This is a genomic window from Achromobacter sp. NCFB-sbj8-Ac1-l, from assembly GCF_052695805.1.
In genome coordinates this window covers 1802721-1816787 of sequence record NZ_CP199812.1, presented here as the reverse complement: position 1 = coordinate 1816787, position 14067 = coordinate 1802721, and the positions used below count along the sequence as shown (strand labels likewise).

Here is a 14067-nt window from a genome sequence, read left to right as displayed (position 1 = left end):
AGCCCGACTGTCGTGGAGTTGCAATTCATGGTAGCGAGTCGCTACCATGAAGTCAACAGCGAATCGCTACTGTACTTTCGGGTAGCGGATTGCTACTATCGCTACCATGGACATCCGATCGATCCGACTGAACAACCTCAAGTACGCCGTGCACGAGGCCGGGGGCGTAGACCGCCTGGCCGAACGCGCCGGCGTCAGTCGCAAATACCTCGACCAGATCCTTCAAGGATTCCAAGGCAAGCGGGACAAGAACCCGCGCAAGGTCGGCGACGCCCTGGCCGCCAAGCTCTCCATGGGCCTGGGCCAGTCCGCACACTGGATGGATCTTCCCCACCCCGACCTCTGGCGCGAAATCTCTCCCGATGCCATGCCGGACGAGCCGTCAGGCCGGCTCGTTTCTTTCGACCATGCACGGCTGGGCAGACCGAACCTCGACAACGTCCTCATCGCCCAGTTCGATACCGGAGGCGCAATGGGTAATGGCCTGGAACTGCGTGACCAGCCAGGCGTCATTCAAAGCTGGAACGTCAGCCCTGAATGGCTGCAAAAGAATGTCCGGGGCTTTTCCGCCTCGAAGAACCTGTGCATCGTCACCGGTTTCGGCGACTCCATGCGCCCCATGTTCAACCCGGGCGACCCCCTGATCGTCGACCGGGGCGTGCAGGCCGTCGAATACGACGCCATCTATTTCTTCCGCGTCGGCAGCGAAGGCTTCATCAAGCGGCTGCAGCGCATTCCCACCGCCACCGGCCTGGTGGTCCGGGCGAAATCCGAAAACACCAAGTACGACGCCTGGGACATCACCGAAGGCATGGATTTCGAGGTCTTCGGCCGCGTACTGAAGGTCTGGCGCAGCGAGGACTTCTGACCCCCATGCCCCAACTCTCCCGCCTGTCGCCCGCCGAAAGAACCATCCTGCTCTACGGCGTGCTCGGCGCGCTGGGTGCGCTGGCGCTGCATGCGGCGCTGAAACACCACGTTTGGCCGTGGCGCAGCACCTACGCCACGATGTTTGCCATTCAATTCGCGTGGCTGGTGCCGCTGGCCGGCGCCCTGCTGGCCGGCACGCCTTCGGCCAGGCGTTGGCTGGCGGCCCTGCTCGCCTTCGGCGTGGTTCTGCCCGCACTGCATGCCTATAGCCTGACGACGCTGCTGGGCCCATTGCCGGTCGACGGCGACAGCACCGGCCTGCGTGCCGTGGCCACCTTGGTCACAGCGAGCAGCGCCTTCCTGCTGCTGCCGCTGGTGCAGGCGCTGGACCCGACCGCCCCCCATTGGAACTACCCGGCGGTCTTTCGCGCGGCGTGGCGCAACACGGTGACGCTGGCGCTGGCCGGCGGCTTGGCGCTGGCGGTGTCGTTGCTGTTCTGGGCGACGGGCCAGATGTTCCGCATGATCGGCATCATCATGGTCGACGACCTTGTCCAGTCCATCTGGTTCACCCTGACCGTGATGCCGCTGGTGCTGGCCCTGTGCCTGGCGGCCGTGCGCCGCCGCCCGCAGTTGGCGGATACCCTGCAACGCTCATGGCTCACGCTCACGGCGTGGTTGTTGCCGCTGGTGGCGCTGATCGGCATCGCCTTCGTGCTGGCGCTGGCTGCCCGCCTGACGCTGGATCTGCAGGCCGGGGCCCTGTCCGCCGGTGCGCTGATCGCCTTCAGTGCCCTGTGGATCAAGCTGATCAATTCGGCCTGGCAAGACAGCCCCGATGCGCCCCCCTTCGGGCCTCGGTTGCGGGCGGTGTTGCGAGTGGCGGCGATCGGCCTGCTGCCGTTGGCGCTGGTCGCCCTGTACGGCTTGGCGGTGCGGGTGCAGCAATACGGCTGGACCACGCCCCGCGTGTGGGGCATCTATCTGGCGGCCTTGCTGGTCGTCTACGCGGCAGGCTATGCCCTGGCGGCCTGGGCGCCCCGACGATTTCACGCCATCTTGGGCGCGACCAACATTGCGGCCGCGCTTTGCGCCCTGGCCATGTTGGCGGCGGTCCAGACGCCGCTGCTCAGCCCCGACCGGCTCACCGTCGACAGCCAGATCCAACGCCTGGTCGACGGCCGGGTGCCACCGGGTGATTTCCGCTATTTGTCCATGGCACGCGACCACGGCGACTACGGCCGCCATGCATTGCAGCGCCTGGCCGACGGCGCCGCCCAGGCGCAAAGCCCCGAGATCGCCATCGCCGCCGAGCTGGCCCTGAAAGGCAACTATTACGACTGGGGTGACCCGCGACGCACGGGCTCAAGAATCGCCAAGTCTCCCGCCATGCCCACCTTCAATGTGTACCCCGCAGGCAGTGCGGTGCCCGAGGGCTGGTGGGCCGCCGCCACGCTTTCTGCCCCGTTCCAAACCAGCAACTGCATCAGCGCCGACCAGGCCGCCTCGAAAGACGCCGCCGCGGCACACCGGCGTTGCTGGCTGATCCACGCCGACGTCACGGGCGCGGGCGCCAACGACCTGGTGCTGTATGTGCCGCCGCGCACGTTCACCGAGGCGGACGGCTACGAAGAATTCATCACCTACACACAAGACCCGGACGGCACGTGGCGCAGGGTTGGCGCCCAGTCACAGCGCTGGACCGAAGACCGCCAGCCCAACGATATCGGCAATGCGCTGGCACAGGGCCAGGTCAGTACCCAGCCCCGCACGGATCGCGACCTGATTGTCGGCGGGCGGCGCTTGCCGTTGCACTGAAGATTGACCATGGGCACCTGCCGCAGCGCCAGCGCCTGCGGCCGCCCAGCGCCATCAACGCCTGGGACCGGTCCTCAGGGCTTGTCTTCCAGGTCCGGCGTGCCCGTGAACTGGCTCTTGAGCAGCGTCAGCGCGCCCTTTTCCGCCAGCGCTTCGTTCGGAAAGACATTCTTGGTGTCTTCCAACACAGGAAAACCAAAGACCCGCACGCGGGCGTGATAGCCCTCGGGGGTTTCGGCGAATTCGATATCGAAGTTGCGTTCTTCGATCCAGCCCGATTTGTGCAGCTTCCAATCCATGTCCGACGCGCTCCAGGTAAGCGAGGCCGGCATCGGCAAGTGCCGCAGAGGCCGGCATCGAGGTTGACATACCGATCAGGCCGGCCCCGCGGGCCGGCTCTGCATTACACCTTACACCCGGCAGGCTGACGGCGGATTGACGACAGGCAATCCGCGCGATCGGCTACCGGGTCTTGGCGGGTCCTGCCTCGTCGGCAGGCAATGGGGGCCGCGGCTCGACAGGCTCGATGACCGCTTCGTCGGGCGGCGAGAACAAGTCCCAGCTGGCCATGAACAGCGCCGCGATCAGCGGGCCGATCACGAAGCCGTTCAGACCGAACAACGCCATGCCGCCCAAGGTCGAGATCAGCACCACGTAGTCGGGCATCTTGGTGTCCTTGCCCACCAGGATGGGACGCAGCACGTTGTCGACCATGCCGATCACCAGCACCCCGAACGCGATCAGGACCACGCCCTTGACGGTGGCGCCGGTCAGCAGGAAGTAGATCGCCACGGGCGCCCAGATCAGGCCGGCGCCCACCGCGGGCAACAGCGACAGAAAGCCCATGATGACGCCCCACAGCAGCGCCCCCTGAATGCCCAGGATGGAAAAGATGATGCCACCCAGCAGGCCCTGGGACGCCGCCACCGCGATGTTGCCCTTGACCGTGGCGCGCACCACCGTGGTGAACTTGCGGAACAGATGCTGCTTGTGCGCGTGGCTCAAGGGCATAGCGCGCTTGATGCGCTGACCCAGTTGCGGACCATCGCGCAGCAGGAAGAACAGCAGGTACAGCATGATGCCGAAGCTGATCACGAACTGGAACGTATCCTGGCCGATGCTCAAGGCCTGCGTGGCCAGGAACTGGCTGGCCTGCATCGCCCCGGCGCTGAGTTTTTCCTGCAGGCTGGGAATGTCGGCCAGGTCAAAACGCGCCAGCAGATCATGCACGGAAGGCGGCAGCGCAGCCATGGCCTGCTGGAAATAGGCGCCGAAATTCAACTGTCCGGACTTGATCCCCTGGTAGAGGTTGGCGCCTTCGTTCACCAGCGATCCGCTGATGACGACCAGCGGCAGGATCACCAGGAACAGCACCAGCAGCAACGTGATCAGGGCGGCCAGGTTGCGACGTCCGCCGATGCGGGCCACCAGGCGGCGTTGCAGCGGCGCGAACAGGATGGCCAGGATAGCGCCCCAGAACACCGCGCCATAGAACGGCCAGAGCAGCCAGCCGAACGCGATGGAAACGACCGCCAGCAAAAGCAGGAAGGTTCTGTAGTGCAAACTGGAAGATTGACTCATGTTCCGTCCAAGGCGCGGCATGCGCCGCGAGACCCGCATTGTACAAAGGCCCGCCCTAGCCAGCCCGCGCGCCACCCGGGTTCACGGACCGTAACCGGCGCTCAGGAATTGCCGCCCGCGGCGCGCTGAATGGTGGCACGCGCCTGCTCCAAGGCGACGGAACGCGCATTCAGGGCCAGCAAGCGCTGGTTCAACGCCTGCTGCAGGGACGGGGTGGCAACCTTGGCCTGGTCGTCGTCGAGCGTGATGTCCGCGGCGTTGGCGGCAACGAAATCGGCAATGCCCAAGGCATCGCGCGCCACGCCATCCATGATGCCGGCGGCCTGCATCAGTTCGGCGGCAGGCGCAGTGACCGCCTCGTCGTAGACTCCGTCATAGACAGGCGCCAGATCCGGTGGCAGGGCCAGGCCGCTGCGGGCCCGGTCCGCCTTGGCGCGGGCCGCTTGCAGGTCGCCGGCACTGTCGGCCAGCGTCTTGCGGGCCGCCTCGAAAGCTTGCCGCCGTTGCAGGATGTCGCCCACCGAGCGGAGGGTCTCTGCCGCCAGCACCTGGCGCAGCGGCGCGGCCGCCTTGGCCATGGAGGCCTGGAAACTGGTAATCACCGCATAGGCGTCGTCGTAGCCGCCCACGGCATCTTTTTCGGTGTCGCTCAGCGCGCCGATGGGCACCAGGGTGCCCGCATCGATACGGCTTTGCAGCAGTTGGATGAAGGCTGCGCGTTGCTCGGGCTCGCGGTTGCCACACGCCGCCAACGCCAGTATCGACGCCGCCGCCATGCCCGCCAGGCACATCCGCAACAATGCCATGCCTATCCTCCTTGCGTAACACATGGGCCGGGGGCGCAAGCCCGGCCCCTCGGGCAGATTATCCCGAAGCGCTCGTCTCGCGCCGCGCTCGGGCGGAATTTGTTGCCATCGAATCGAGTTGACACAGGGGCGGGTTTCCTCGCGTCAATGCGCCGACACGGACAAACGCATCGCGCAGCGCCGTGCCGGATCGAACCCCGCATCGGCCTCATGGCGCAACTGCGCGCGCAATGACGGCCCCTGCTGTTCGACGGGCACCTCGACAAAGCCGGCGCGGCGATAGAACGGGCCATTCCAGGGCAGCTCACGGTCGGTCGTCAGCACTACGCCGTGGAAGGTGCATGCCGCCGCTGCGTGGTCGATCACCGCCTGCAGCAGCGCCCGACCCAGGCCGCGGCCCTGATGGGGCAGCGCGACCGACATTTCAGCCAGGAACAGGTCGGCGTCCAGCGGCCGGGCCAGCGCGAAACCCGCGGGCCGGCCCGTCTCGTCCAGTGCAACCCAGAGCAGGCCGTCGGCCATGGCCTGCGCCAGCACCGCGGGAGGCAACGGGTCGCCCGAACTGGCCCAGGCCATGGGCGTGCCCAGGAACCGGCCGGCGGCGGAACGTTCGATATCGGGCAAGACACCCAGGTCCGAGGATATGGCAAGTCTGATCATGGGGCGACAAGTATGCCTGACGCGGCGGACCTGCATGCCCCATCGCCTAAAATGGCGGCCTGCCGGCCAGCGCCGCTCGGCCGCCCGTCACTTTTTGCCGTTGCACTGACATGACCCAAGACACTTCCCCCACCAGCTGGGGCTTTGCGCATCCCGATTGCCACGGCGCCGCCGCGCTGCTGTTCTTCATGAACGACCTGGCGCGCGTCGCCAATCAGTACCTGGGGCCGGACAAGCTGGGCCAGGAAGCCCTGGCCGACGCACAAAAGGCCGTGGATGCCCTGCTCAATCGCTACGTGCAGATCCAGGCGGCCCCCGATGCCTTTGACGGCGAGCGCGTCGAGCTGGCGCTGGAAACCGAAACCCGCCCCGACGGCTCGACGGCCGCCCAGGTGGCCCTGCGCATGTCGCCGCGCCTGGAAGGCCTGATCATCGAAGCGCAACGCCAGGCGCGCCCTGCCACGCATTGATCCCGGACCGGCCAAGGGGAAAAGAGGGGCTATGGGGATACCGGCAGCCCCCCCTGCCCCTGCCCCCGCAAAAAAGCCTTGCAAAGTCGCAACGTCCGCGCTATAGTCGTTAGTTGAGTCGACCAAAACACCTATAAAACGTTGATTCGACTCGACCAGCCAGGGCAAATAAAAGCAACCCAGCAACCCCTGGCACCCCTTGAGGACGTACCCGAAAACCTGGGGCGCACTCAGAACATTGACTTACCCAGGCTCTGCGACAGATAACCCTAAAAGCGCAGACCTGCAAGTCAATAGACAGCAAGCCAAATACAAACCGCAGCACAGCAAACTGCTGCGACGATATGGCACTCGGCAAGCCTGACCGCATGCCAAATCGCGTTGTAAAGATTGCGCCGCCCAGTCCGGCAAGATTGCACAGCAGTTCGAATCACCCTATTTCGCGGCCGCATCCCAAAGCAGCCGCACGCCAGAACCCGGCCCGCCATCCATTCAGCCCGCCAACGTTCTGGCAGCGAGCCCCAGGCCGATGCCTGGAGCCGCAACCCGCAGCCAACCCGCGCGCACGCAAAACCATGAGAATGCGCAAAGGATCGGCAGCGGTTATGCGTTAGTGTCATGCATGACTCGGCACGCGGACAGTACGCGACGTGTTACAGCACTCTCGTCCGGTCTACGCGGCGTGCGCTGCGCAGCATTTCCCATAACAAGAACTTGAAAGAGAACACACCATGAATACTCGTTTCACTACCTCGGACCTGATCCGACGCCCGGCTCATACCAAGCTGGACCACATGCCGATCCATATCGGCGACATCGTTTACCTGCAACCGGCGAACGGCCCGGCCATCCGCGCCACCGTGATCTTCAACGCGCCGATCGATGGCACGACCACGTACACCACGGAAGTCGTGCCTTGCGGAGCGCCTGCGCAAAAGGCCCCCGGCCAGCGCATTCGCTTTCGCCACGAGCACGTGCATCGCATCGAACCGGTGCGCCGCGCCGCACGTTGATCAGGTTACCGGCTATCGGCAGCGCCCCCCCCTCGGCGCTGACCGAGCCAGCCTGACAGGGGCCCGCCCCGTCGGTCCCTATCAAATCCGCCGCGGCCCAGGCCGCGGCGGCTTCATTTGTGCATGATAAAGTCGCGAGCAACGCAGTCTTGGCGAGAGCTTCATGCAAAACAACCGGTCGGCAATCCGCATCTGGGACCTTCCCACCCGCCTCTTTCACTGGGCACTGGTCGTCTGTATCGTCGGCGCCTTCATCAGCGTCAAGATGGGCGGACTGTACATGGACTGGCATGTGCGCTTTGGCTGTACGGCGCTGGGCCTGATCATCTTTCGCGTGCTGTGGGGCTTCGTGGGCCCGCGCTATGCGCGCTTCATGCAGTTCGTGCGCGGACCACGCGCCGTGGCGCGCTACCTCCAGGGCGCCGCCGCGCCTGCCGGCCATAATCCGCTGGGCGCCCTGTCGGTACTGGCGCTGCTGCTGGTCATCGGGTTCCAGGCCGTCAGCGGCCTGTTCACGACCGACGACATCATGACGCAGGGCCCGCTGTTCGGCCATGTCAGCGAGGCCACCTCCAGCCTGCTGACCTCGTGGCACAAACTCAATGAATGGGTCATCATCGGCCTGGTCGCGCTGCATCTGCTGGCCGTGGCCTGGTACGCCCTGGTGCGCCGCAAGCGCCTGGTGCGTGCCATCGTCACCGGCAATGTCGACCCCAAGGACGTGCCGCCCGGCACGCCGCCCACGCAGGATGGATTGGCCGTATGGCTGCGCGCGTTGATCCTGGGCGCCTGCGTCACCGCGCTGGTGCTGTGGATCCGGTCGCTGGAAATCGCAGCGGACATGTCGTTCTCGTAGCCCCCACGGGAAGCCTGCCGCCGCCAGGTCGCGAGGGCCCCGCCTCCCTCCAGGTATCGCACAAAAAGAAAGCCCCTCAGCATGCCGCCGAGGGGCTGTCGCTTGCCTGCCTCCCGCAGCGCGGGGGGCCAGGCGGCTTTACTTCTTCTTGCGGTACGAATCGTGGCAGGCCTTGCAGCTGGCGCCTACGTCGCCGAAGGCGGCACGCAGCTTGTCCAGGTCGCCGGCATCAGCGGCGGCCGACAGCTTGACGATGTTGTCCTGGAAGGCCTGCTGCTTCTGCTTGAAGCCAGCGGCGTCGCTCCAGATTTCCGGGCGGGCATCGCCGCCTTCCGTGCCGGCGCCAAAGGCGGTCCAGGGCAGCGCCGACAGCGTCTTGAGCACTTCGACGTTGGCCTTGATCTGGGCGGCATCGTAAGGCGCCTGGCCCTTGATCACCGGCGTCATGCGGCCAAAGTGCGAGGCCATCAGGGTCAAGGCCGACTGGCGGTACTTGACGGCATCTTCAGGCTTGGCGAACTGCGCATGGGCGGACGTCGCCAGCAGCGGCCCGACGGTCATACAGGCCAGCGCAGCGAGCGTGGACAACTTCTTCATTGCAATCTCCCGTGAGGACAACAAGAATGCCGCGCGCCCGGGCGCGCGGCAAGGCGACTATACCGCCCGGGCCAGCTCCGCAGCCAGACCGATGTACGAACGCGGGGTCATCGCCAGCAGGCGGGCCTTGGGCTCGTCAGGCAGCGCCAGGCCCTGGATGAATTCTCGCAGGGCCTCTTCGGTAATGCCCTTGCCGCGCGTCAAGGCCTTGAGCTGTTCGTAGGGTTGCGGCAGGCCGTAGCGGCGCATGACCGTCTGCACGGGCTCAGCCAGCACTTCCCAGCAGGCGTCGATATCGGCGTCGATGGCCGCCACGTTCACTTCCAGCTTGCCCAGGCCGCGCATGCAGGCATCCCACGCCACCAGGCAATAACCCAGGCCGACGCCCAGGTTGCGCAGCACGGTGGAATCGGTCAGGTCGCGCTGCCAGCGGGAGATCGGCAGCTTGTCGGACAGGTGACGCAGCACGGCGTTGGCCAGGCCCAGGTTGCCTTCGGAGTTTTCGAAGTCGATCGGGTTGACCTTGTGCGGCATGGTGGACGAGCCCACTTCGCCGTCCTTCAGCCGCTGCTTGAAGTAGCCCAGGGCCACATAGCCCCAGATGTCGCGGTCCAGGTCGAGCACGATGATGTTGGCGCGCACCACGGCGTCGAACAGCGCCGACATCCAGTCGTGCGGTTCGATCTGGATGGTGTGGCGGTTTTGCGTCAGGCCCAGGCCGGCCAGCACGCGCTGGCTGAAGGCGGGCCAGTCGATTTCGGGGTAGGCCGACAGGTGGGCGTTGTAGTTGCCGGTGGCGCCGTTGAGCTTGGCCAGCGGTTCGACCGCTTCGACGGCAGCGATGGCGCGGTTCAGGCGCGCGGCGACGTTGGCGAATTCCTTGCCCAGCGTGGTGGGGCTGGCGGGCTGGCCGTGGGTGCGCGACAGCATGGGCTGGTCGGCCTGGGCCACCGCCATGTCGTTGAGCTTGGCGGCGATTTCACGCAGGCGCGGCAGCACCACTTCGCTGCGGGCGCGCGACAGCATCAGCGCGTGCGAGGTGTTGTTGATGTCTTCGGAGGTGCAGGCGAAATGGATGAATTCGGCCGCGCGCGCCAGTTCGGCGTCGTCGGCAACCTTTTCCTTGAGCCAGTATTCCACCGCCTTGACGTCGTGGTTCGTGACGCGTTCGATGTCCTTGATGCGGGCGGCGTCGGCTTCGGAGAAGTCGCGCACCAGTTGCTGCAGGCGGTCGCGGGCGGCTTGCGAGAAAGCGGGCAGCTCGGGCAGGCCGGCATCGGACAGCGCCACCAGCCAGGCGACCTCGACTTCGACGCGGTGGGCCATGAAACCGGCCTCGGAAAGCAGCCCGCGCAGCGCGTCGCCGCGGGAGGCGTATCGGCCATCCAGTGGCGAAAGGGCATTAAGTTGGCTAAGCTGGTCGGCGATTTGCATGGTCTGGGAAAGAAAAAGCTGCGGATGGGAAAACCCAGCGATTTTATCATTCAGGGCCGCGCAACATTGTGGCAAACTGAACGGGATTCCGTCCTGCGGACGGTTTGACCGTCATGCGGCCTGCTATACTTCGGCCGCTTTCCGACTCCGCTTGTAAATCCATGAAACTGATCGGCTCGCTTACCAGTCCATACGTGCGCAAAGTGCGTATCGTCATGGCCGAGAAAAAGCTGGATTACCGGCTTGAACTCGAAAACGTCTGGTCCGCCGACACGCAGATCCAAACGTACAACCCGCTGGGCAAGGTGCCCTGCCTGGTCATGGAAGATGGCGGCGCCCTGTTCGACTCGCGCGTCATCGTCGAGTACCTGGACACCCTGTCGCCCGTTGCCCGCCTGATTCCACAGCCGGGCCGCGACCGTGCGGCCGTCAAATGCTGGGAAGCCATCGCCGATGGCGTGCTCGACGCCTGCGTCACGATCGTCAAGGAAAAGCAGCGCCCCGAGGCGCAGCGCAGCCCTGAATGGATCGAACGCCAGTACGGCAAGATCAGCGCCAGCCTGGACGCCATGAACAAGAGCCTGGGCGACAACGCCCACTGCATGGGCATCAACTACAGCCTGGCCGATATCGCCGTGGGCTGCGCGCTGGGCTACCTGGACCTGCGCTTTGCCGAACTCGACTGGCGTGCCAGCCAGCCCAACCTGGCGCGCCTGTACGACAAGCTGTCGCAGCGCCAATCGTTCGTGGACACGGTTCCCAAGACAGCCTGACGCGGCCTTGCCGCCACTTGCCTGAACCGCTCCGGCCGCCTCGCGCGGCCGGTTTCACGTCCGGCGCCCGGGGGCGCCGGACATCCAGCAGGGCCTAGCCCGCCGCGTAGGTTTGCCAGGCCTTGGACAGCATGTATGCCGCCAGCGCGAACAGCAGGCACGCGAACACCCGCTTCAGGGTTGCAACCGGCAGCCGGTGCGCCATGCGCGCGCCCAGCGGCGCCGTCAACACGCTGGTGCACACCAGCGCCAACAGCGCCGGCCAATAGATGAAGCCCAGCATGCCCGGCCGGCTGGCGGCCTCGTTCAGCCCCGACACGATGTAGCCGGCGCTGTTGGCGAGCGCAATGGGAAACCCCAGCGCGGCCGACGTGGACACCGCGTTGTGCAGGGCCACGTTGCACCAGACCATGAAGGGCACCGACAGGAAACCCCCGCCTGCTCCCACCAGCCCCGACAGGAAGCCGATGCCGGCGCCCGCCGCGCTGGTGCCGGCGACGCCGGGCATCTGGCGGCTGGGCTTGGGCTTCTTGTTGCGCAGCATGCTCCAGCCGGAATAGCCGACGAACAGCGCAAAGAACAGCGACAGCCAGAAGGTGCTGAGCGCGGCGAACACCGCGCCGCCTGACAGCAGGCCGCCGATGATGATGCCGGGCGCCATCGCCCAGACGATGCCCCACTTGATCGTGCCCTTCTGCTGGTGCGCCCGGACGCTGGAAATGGAGGTAAACAGGATCGAGGTCATCGAGGTGGCAATCGCCGCATGCACCACCAGGTCGGGCGCCATGCCCTTCCAGGCAAACAACATGGTCAGGAACGGCACCAGCACCATGCCCCCGCCGATGCCCAGCAACCCCGCCAGAAAGCCCGTCACGCCACCCAGCACCAACAGGCACACCACCATCGTTACATCCACATCCCTCTCCTCGTTGTCGATTTTTTTGTCGTTCTACCATGTACCAGGCCCCGGGGGCGCGACGCCCGCGGGGCCTGGCTGAAACCTGCCTGTGCCGCATCGGGGCCCGCATGGCCCCAGTGACGTCTACACGATGATGCCACCGCCCAGGCAGACATCGCCATCGTAAAGCACGGCCGATTGCCCGGGCGTGACGGCCCACTGGGGTTCGGTGAAATCCAGGACGAAGGCGTCGCCGTCGGCCTGGCTCAGGCGGCAAGCGGCGTCGGCCTGGCGGTAGCGCGTCTTGGCGCCGTAGCCCCCCGCCGCGGGCGGATGCCCGGCCACCCAGCTGGCATCCTGCGCCCGCAGCGAACCGGACAGCAGCCAGGGATGATCATGCCCCTGCACCACATAGAGGATGTTGCGTTCGAGATCCTTGCGCGCCACGTACCAGGCCTCGGCCGTGCCGTCTTCGCGCTGGCGGCCTTTCACGCCGCCCACGCCCAGCCCCTTGCGCTGGCCCAGCGTGTAGAAAGACAGGCCCTCGTGGCGCCCGACCTTCTGGCCCTCGGGCGTCAGGATCGGCCCGGGCTCGGTAGGCAGATAGCGGTTCAGGAATTCGCGGAAGGGGCGCTCGCCGATGAAGCAGATGCCGGTGGAGTCCTTTTTGGCCGCGTTATGCAGGCCGATCTCGTGCGCGATGCGGCGCACTTCGGTCTTGTGGATCTCACCCAGCGGGAACAGCGTGCGCGACAGTTGCGCCTGGTTCAGCCGGTGCAGGAAATAGCTTTGGTCTTTCGAGCCGTCCAGCGCCTTGAGCAACTGGAACTGCGAGCCGCCGCCGTCAACCGGCACCTCGCGCACGCGGGCGTAGTGACCCGTGGCGATATGCTCGGCGCCCAGCGCCATGGCGTGGTCGAGGAAGGCCTTGAACTTGATCTCGGCGTTGCAGAGCACGTCCGGATTGGGCGTGCGCCCGGCGGAATACTCGCGCAGGAATTCGGCGAACACGCGGTCTTTGTATTCGGCGGCGAAATTGACGTATTCGAATTCCACGCCCACCAGGTCGGCCACGCTGGCCGCGTCCAGCAGGTCTTGCCGGGTGGAACAGTATTCGGAATCGTCGTCGTCTTCCCAGTTCTTCATGAACAGGCCGACGACCTCGTAGCCTTGCTGCTTGAGCAGCCAGGCGGTGACCGAAGAATCGACCCCGCCGGACATGCCGACGACAACGCGGCCTTTCTTGGTGGATGTTTGACTCATGATGGGGCCATTTTACTGTGGGCTGGCGGCTTCCTGCGGCTGCGGCTCGGCCGCCCGCGAAACCTCCATCAGCCAGGTGCGGAACGCCTGCAGGGTCGGCAGGTTGGCCTTCTGGTCGGGATAGCACAGGTAATACCCCATGCGGGCGCGGATCGGCAGCTGGATGGCGACCGCCAGCTTGCCGTCGCGCAGCTCGTCCTCGATCAGGCAGCGCGGGATCAGTGCCACGCCGAAGCCGGCGGCGGCCGCCTGCGACAGCAGCGCATATTGGTCAAAGCGCGCCCCTTCCAGGCTGCGGCGGGTATCGCAGCCGGCCTGCTCGAACCAGTCGCGCCAACCTTCCAGGGCCGACGTATGGTGCAGCAGCGGATAGGCCAGCAGGTCTTCCGGCGCGCTGCAGCCGCCGGGAATCAGGCGCGGGCTGCAGACCGGCAGGATTTCGCGGCCCACAATATAGTCGGCGCCGCTGCCGGGCCAGATGCCTTCGCCAAAGCGCACGGCGGCATCGAGTTCGGGGGTGGAAAAATCGTAGCCCTGGCGGTGCGGCAGGAACTCGACGTGGATGTCGGGACGCAGCCGCATGAACGCCGTGAGGCGCGGGATCAGCCAGCGCGCGCCGAAGGTCGGCATACAGGTCAGGTTGAGCGTGCCGCCCTGCCCCTGGTGCGCGATCAGTTCGACGGTGGCGGCTTCGATCTGCCCCAGCCCCGCCTGCACCTTGGTCAGGTAGCTGCGGCCGGCTTCGGTCAGAACCAGGCCTTGCCTGATCCGCAGGAATAGTTCGACCCCGACGAACTCCTCCAGATGTTTCACTTGCTTACTGACCGCGCCCTGCGTCACGCACAATTCCTGGGCGGCGCGGGTAAAGCTGCTGTGCCTGGCGGCCACTTCGAACGCCTGCAGGTCGGTCAGCGAAGGACAGAACCGTCTCATGTAGCAGAACTCCCATGCCCGGTCCGCCTGGAGCGAAGTTACAAAAAGAAACCCCGCCGCAAAAGAGGCATGAAAAAAAGTCATAGCTTACGGAG

Annotated in this window: 15 protein-coding genes; 6 read left to right on the top strand and 9 right to left on the bottom strand. The window is 65.8% G+C overall.

Going from position 1 to position 14067, the window contains the following annotated elements:
* Positions 1-106: 106 nt before the first annotated feature.
* Both ACUDP5_RS08350 and ACUDP5_RS08345 read left to right on the top strand, forming a co-directional pair.
* The gene (locus ACUDP5_RS08350; RefSeq protein ID WP_263914932.1) at positions 107-868 is read left to right on the top strand and encodes a S24 family peptidase; all 762 of its coding nucleotides are present in this window, start codon (positions 107-109) and stop codon (positions 866-868) included.
* A 5-nt stretch (positions 869-873) separates the two neighbouring features.
* Positions 874-2688, top strand: a complete 1815-nt coding sequence (locus tag ACUDP5_RS08345; RefSeq protein WP_445658526.1) for a DUF4153 domain-containing protein — start codon at positions 874-876, stop codon at positions 2686-2688.
* A gap of 74 nt (positions 2689-2762) precedes the next feature.
* Here the strand turns inward: ACUDP5_RS08345 and ACUDP5_RS08340 are convergent, their stop codons facing one another.
* From ACUDP5_RS08340 to ACUDP5_RS08325, 4 genes are all read right to left on the bottom strand, one after another.
* Positions 2763-2987 (bottom strand): hypothetical protein, encoded by a 225-nt coding sequence (locus ACUDP5_RS08340; RefSeq protein WP_445658525.1) that lies wholly within the window; start codon positions 2985-2987, stop codon positions 2763-2765.
* 163 nt (positions 2988-3150) lie between these two features.
* The gene (locus tag ACUDP5_RS08335; protein ID WP_263914929.1) at positions 3151-4269 is read right to left on the bottom strand and encodes an AI-2E family transporter; all 1119 of its coding nucleotides are present in this window, start codon (positions 4267-4269) and stop codon (positions 3151-3153) included.
* Positions 4270-4370: 101 nt separating this feature from the next.
* Positions 4371-5075 (bottom strand): DUF3053 domain-containing protein, encoded by a 705-nt coding sequence (locus tag ACUDP5_RS08330; RefSeq protein WP_263914928.1) that lies wholly within the window; start codon positions 5073-5075, stop codon positions 4371-4373.
* A 144-nt stretch (positions 5076-5219) separates the two neighbouring features.
* On the bottom strand, positions 5220-5735 hold the full coding sequence (locus ACUDP5_RS08325; RefSeq protein WP_445658524.1) for a GNAT family N-acetyltransferase: 516 nt from the start codon (positions 5733-5735) through the stop codon (positions 5220-5222).
* A gap of 110 nt (positions 5736-5845) precedes the next feature.
* On the opposite strand from ACUDP5_RS08325, the gene ACUDP5_RS08320 reads away from it, so the two are divergent.
* The 3 genes from ACUDP5_RS08320 (at position 5846) to ACUDP5_RS08310 (ending at position 8074) form a co-directional block, all read left to right on the top strand.
* Positions 5846-6205: a hypothetical protein gene (locus ACUDP5_RS08320; protein ID WP_263914926.1), complete on the top strand. Its 360-nt coding sequence runs from the start codon at positions 5846-5848 to the stop codon at positions 6203-6205.
* Positions 6206-6936: 731 nt separating this feature from the next.
* Positions 6937-7218: a hypothetical protein gene (locus ACUDP5_RS08315; protein WP_263914925.1), complete on the top strand. Its 282-nt coding sequence runs from the start codon at positions 6937-6939 to the stop codon at positions 7216-7218.
* A 163-nt stretch (positions 7219-7381) separates the two neighbouring features.
* Complete coding sequence (locus ACUDP5_RS08310; RefSeq protein WP_263914924.1) at positions 7382-8074, top strand: cytochrome b/b6 domain-containing protein; 693 nt, start codon at positions 7382-7384, stop codon at positions 8072-8074.
* A gap of 138 nt (positions 8075-8212) precedes the next feature.
* Here the strand turns inward: ACUDP5_RS08310 and ACUDP5_RS08305 are convergent, their stop codons facing one another.
* Positions 8213-8671, bottom strand: coding sequence for a c-type cytochrome (locus ACUDP5_RS08305; protein ID WP_263914923.1), 459 nt, complete (start codon positions 8669-8671; stop codon positions 8213-8215).
* A gap of 57 nt (positions 8672-8728) precedes the next feature.
* Positions 8729-10105, bottom strand: coding sequence for an adenylosuccinate lyase (purB, locus tag ACUDP5_RS08300; RefSeq protein ID WP_175193969.1), 1377 nt, complete (start codon positions 10103-10105; stop codon positions 8729-8731).
* A gap of 161 nt (positions 10106-10266) precedes the next feature.
* Here purB and ACUDP5_RS08295 point away from each other — a divergent pair, with 161 nt between their 5' ends.
* Positions 10267-10878: a glutathione S-transferase gene (locus ACUDP5_RS08295; RefSeq protein ID WP_263914921.1), complete on the top strand. Its 612-nt coding sequence runs from the start codon at positions 10267-10269 to the stop codon at positions 10876-10878.
* Between the two features lie 94 nt (positions 10879-10972).
* Here the strand turns inward: ACUDP5_RS08295 and ACUDP5_RS08290 are convergent, their stop codons facing one another.
* From ACUDP5_RS08290 to gcvA, 3 genes are all read right to left on the bottom strand, one after another.
* Positions 10973-11794 carry a sulfite exporter TauE/SafE family protein gene (locus ACUDP5_RS08290; RefSeq protein WP_263914920.1) on the bottom strand — a complete coding sequence of 274 codons (822 nt, stop codon included), beginning with the start codon at positions 11792-11794 and terminating at the stop codon, positions 10973-10975.
* A 126-nt stretch (positions 11795-11920) separates the two neighbouring features.
* Complete coding sequence (gene mnmA / locus ACUDP5_RS08285; RefSeq protein WP_445658523.1) at positions 11921-13039, bottom strand: tRNA 2-thiouridine(34) synthase MnmA; 1119 nt, start codon at positions 13037-13039, stop codon at positions 11921-11923.
* A gap of 12 nt (positions 13040-13051) precedes the next feature.
* Complete coding sequence (gene gcvA / locus ACUDP5_RS08280) at positions 13052-13972, bottom strand: transcriptional regulator GcvA (RefSeq protein ID WP_263914918.1); 921 nt, start codon at positions 13970-13972, stop codon at positions 13052-13054.
* Between the last annotated feature and the right edge of the window lie 95 nt (positions 13973-14067).

Bases quoted from the DNA above. Each gene is read 5' to 3' on its own strand.
- ACUDP5_RS08345 (WP_445658526.1), top strand. From the start codon at position 874: ATGCCCCAACTCTCCCGCCTGTCGCCCGCCGAAAGAACCATCCTGCTC.
- ACUDP5_RS08335 (WP_263914929.1), bottom strand. From the start codon at position 4,269: ATGAGTCAATCTTCCAGTTTGCACTACAGAACCTTCCTGCTTTTGCTG.
- ACUDP5_RS08310 (WP_263914924.1), top strand. From the start codon at position 7,382: ATGCAAAACAACCGGTCGGCAATCCGCATCTGGGACCTTCCCACCCGC.
- ACUDP5_RS08305 (WP_263914923.1), bottom strand. From the start codon at position 8,671: ATGAAGAAGTTGTCCACGCTCGCTGCGCTGGCCTGTATGACCGTCGGG.
- ACUDP5_RS08295 (WP_263914921.1), top strand. From the start codon at position 10,267: ATGAAACTGATCGGCTCGCTTACCAGTCCATACGTGCGCAAAGTGCGT.
- ACUDP5_RS08320 (WP_263914926.1), top strand. From the start codon at position 5,846: ATGACCCAAGACACTTCCCCCACCAGCTGGGGCTTTGCGCATCCCGAT.
- mnmA (WP_445658523.1), bottom strand. From the start codon at position 13,039: ATGAGTCAAACATCCACCAAGAAAGGCCGCGTTGTCGTCGGCATGTCC.
- gcvA (WP_263914918.1), bottom strand. From the start codon at position 13,972: ATGAGACGGTTCTGTCCTTCGCTGACCGACCTGCAGGCGTTCGAAGTG.
- purB (WP_175193969.1), bottom strand. From the start codon at position 10,105: ATGCAAATCGCCGACCAGCTTAGCCAACTTAATGCCCTTTCGCCACTG.
- ACUDP5_RS08350 (WP_263914932.1), top strand. From the start codon at position 107: ATGGACATCCGATCGATCCGACTGAACAACCTCAAGTACGCCGTGCAC.
- ACUDP5_RS08340 (WP_445658525.1), bottom strand. From the start codon at position 2,987: ATGGATTGGAAGCTGCACAAATCGGGCTGGATCGAAGAACGCAACTTC.
- ACUDP5_RS08315 (WP_263914925.1), top strand. From the start codon at position 6,937: ATGAATACTCGTTTCACTACCTCGGACCTGATCCGACGCCCGGCTCAT.
- ACUDP5_RS08325 (WP_445658524.1), bottom strand. From the start codon at position 5,735: ATGATCAGACTTGCCATATCCTCGGACCTGGGTGTCTTGCCCGATATC.
- ACUDP5_RS08330 (WP_263914928.1), bottom strand. From the start codon at position 5,075: ATGGCATTGTTGCGGATGTGCCTGGCGGGCATGGCGGCGGCGTCGATA.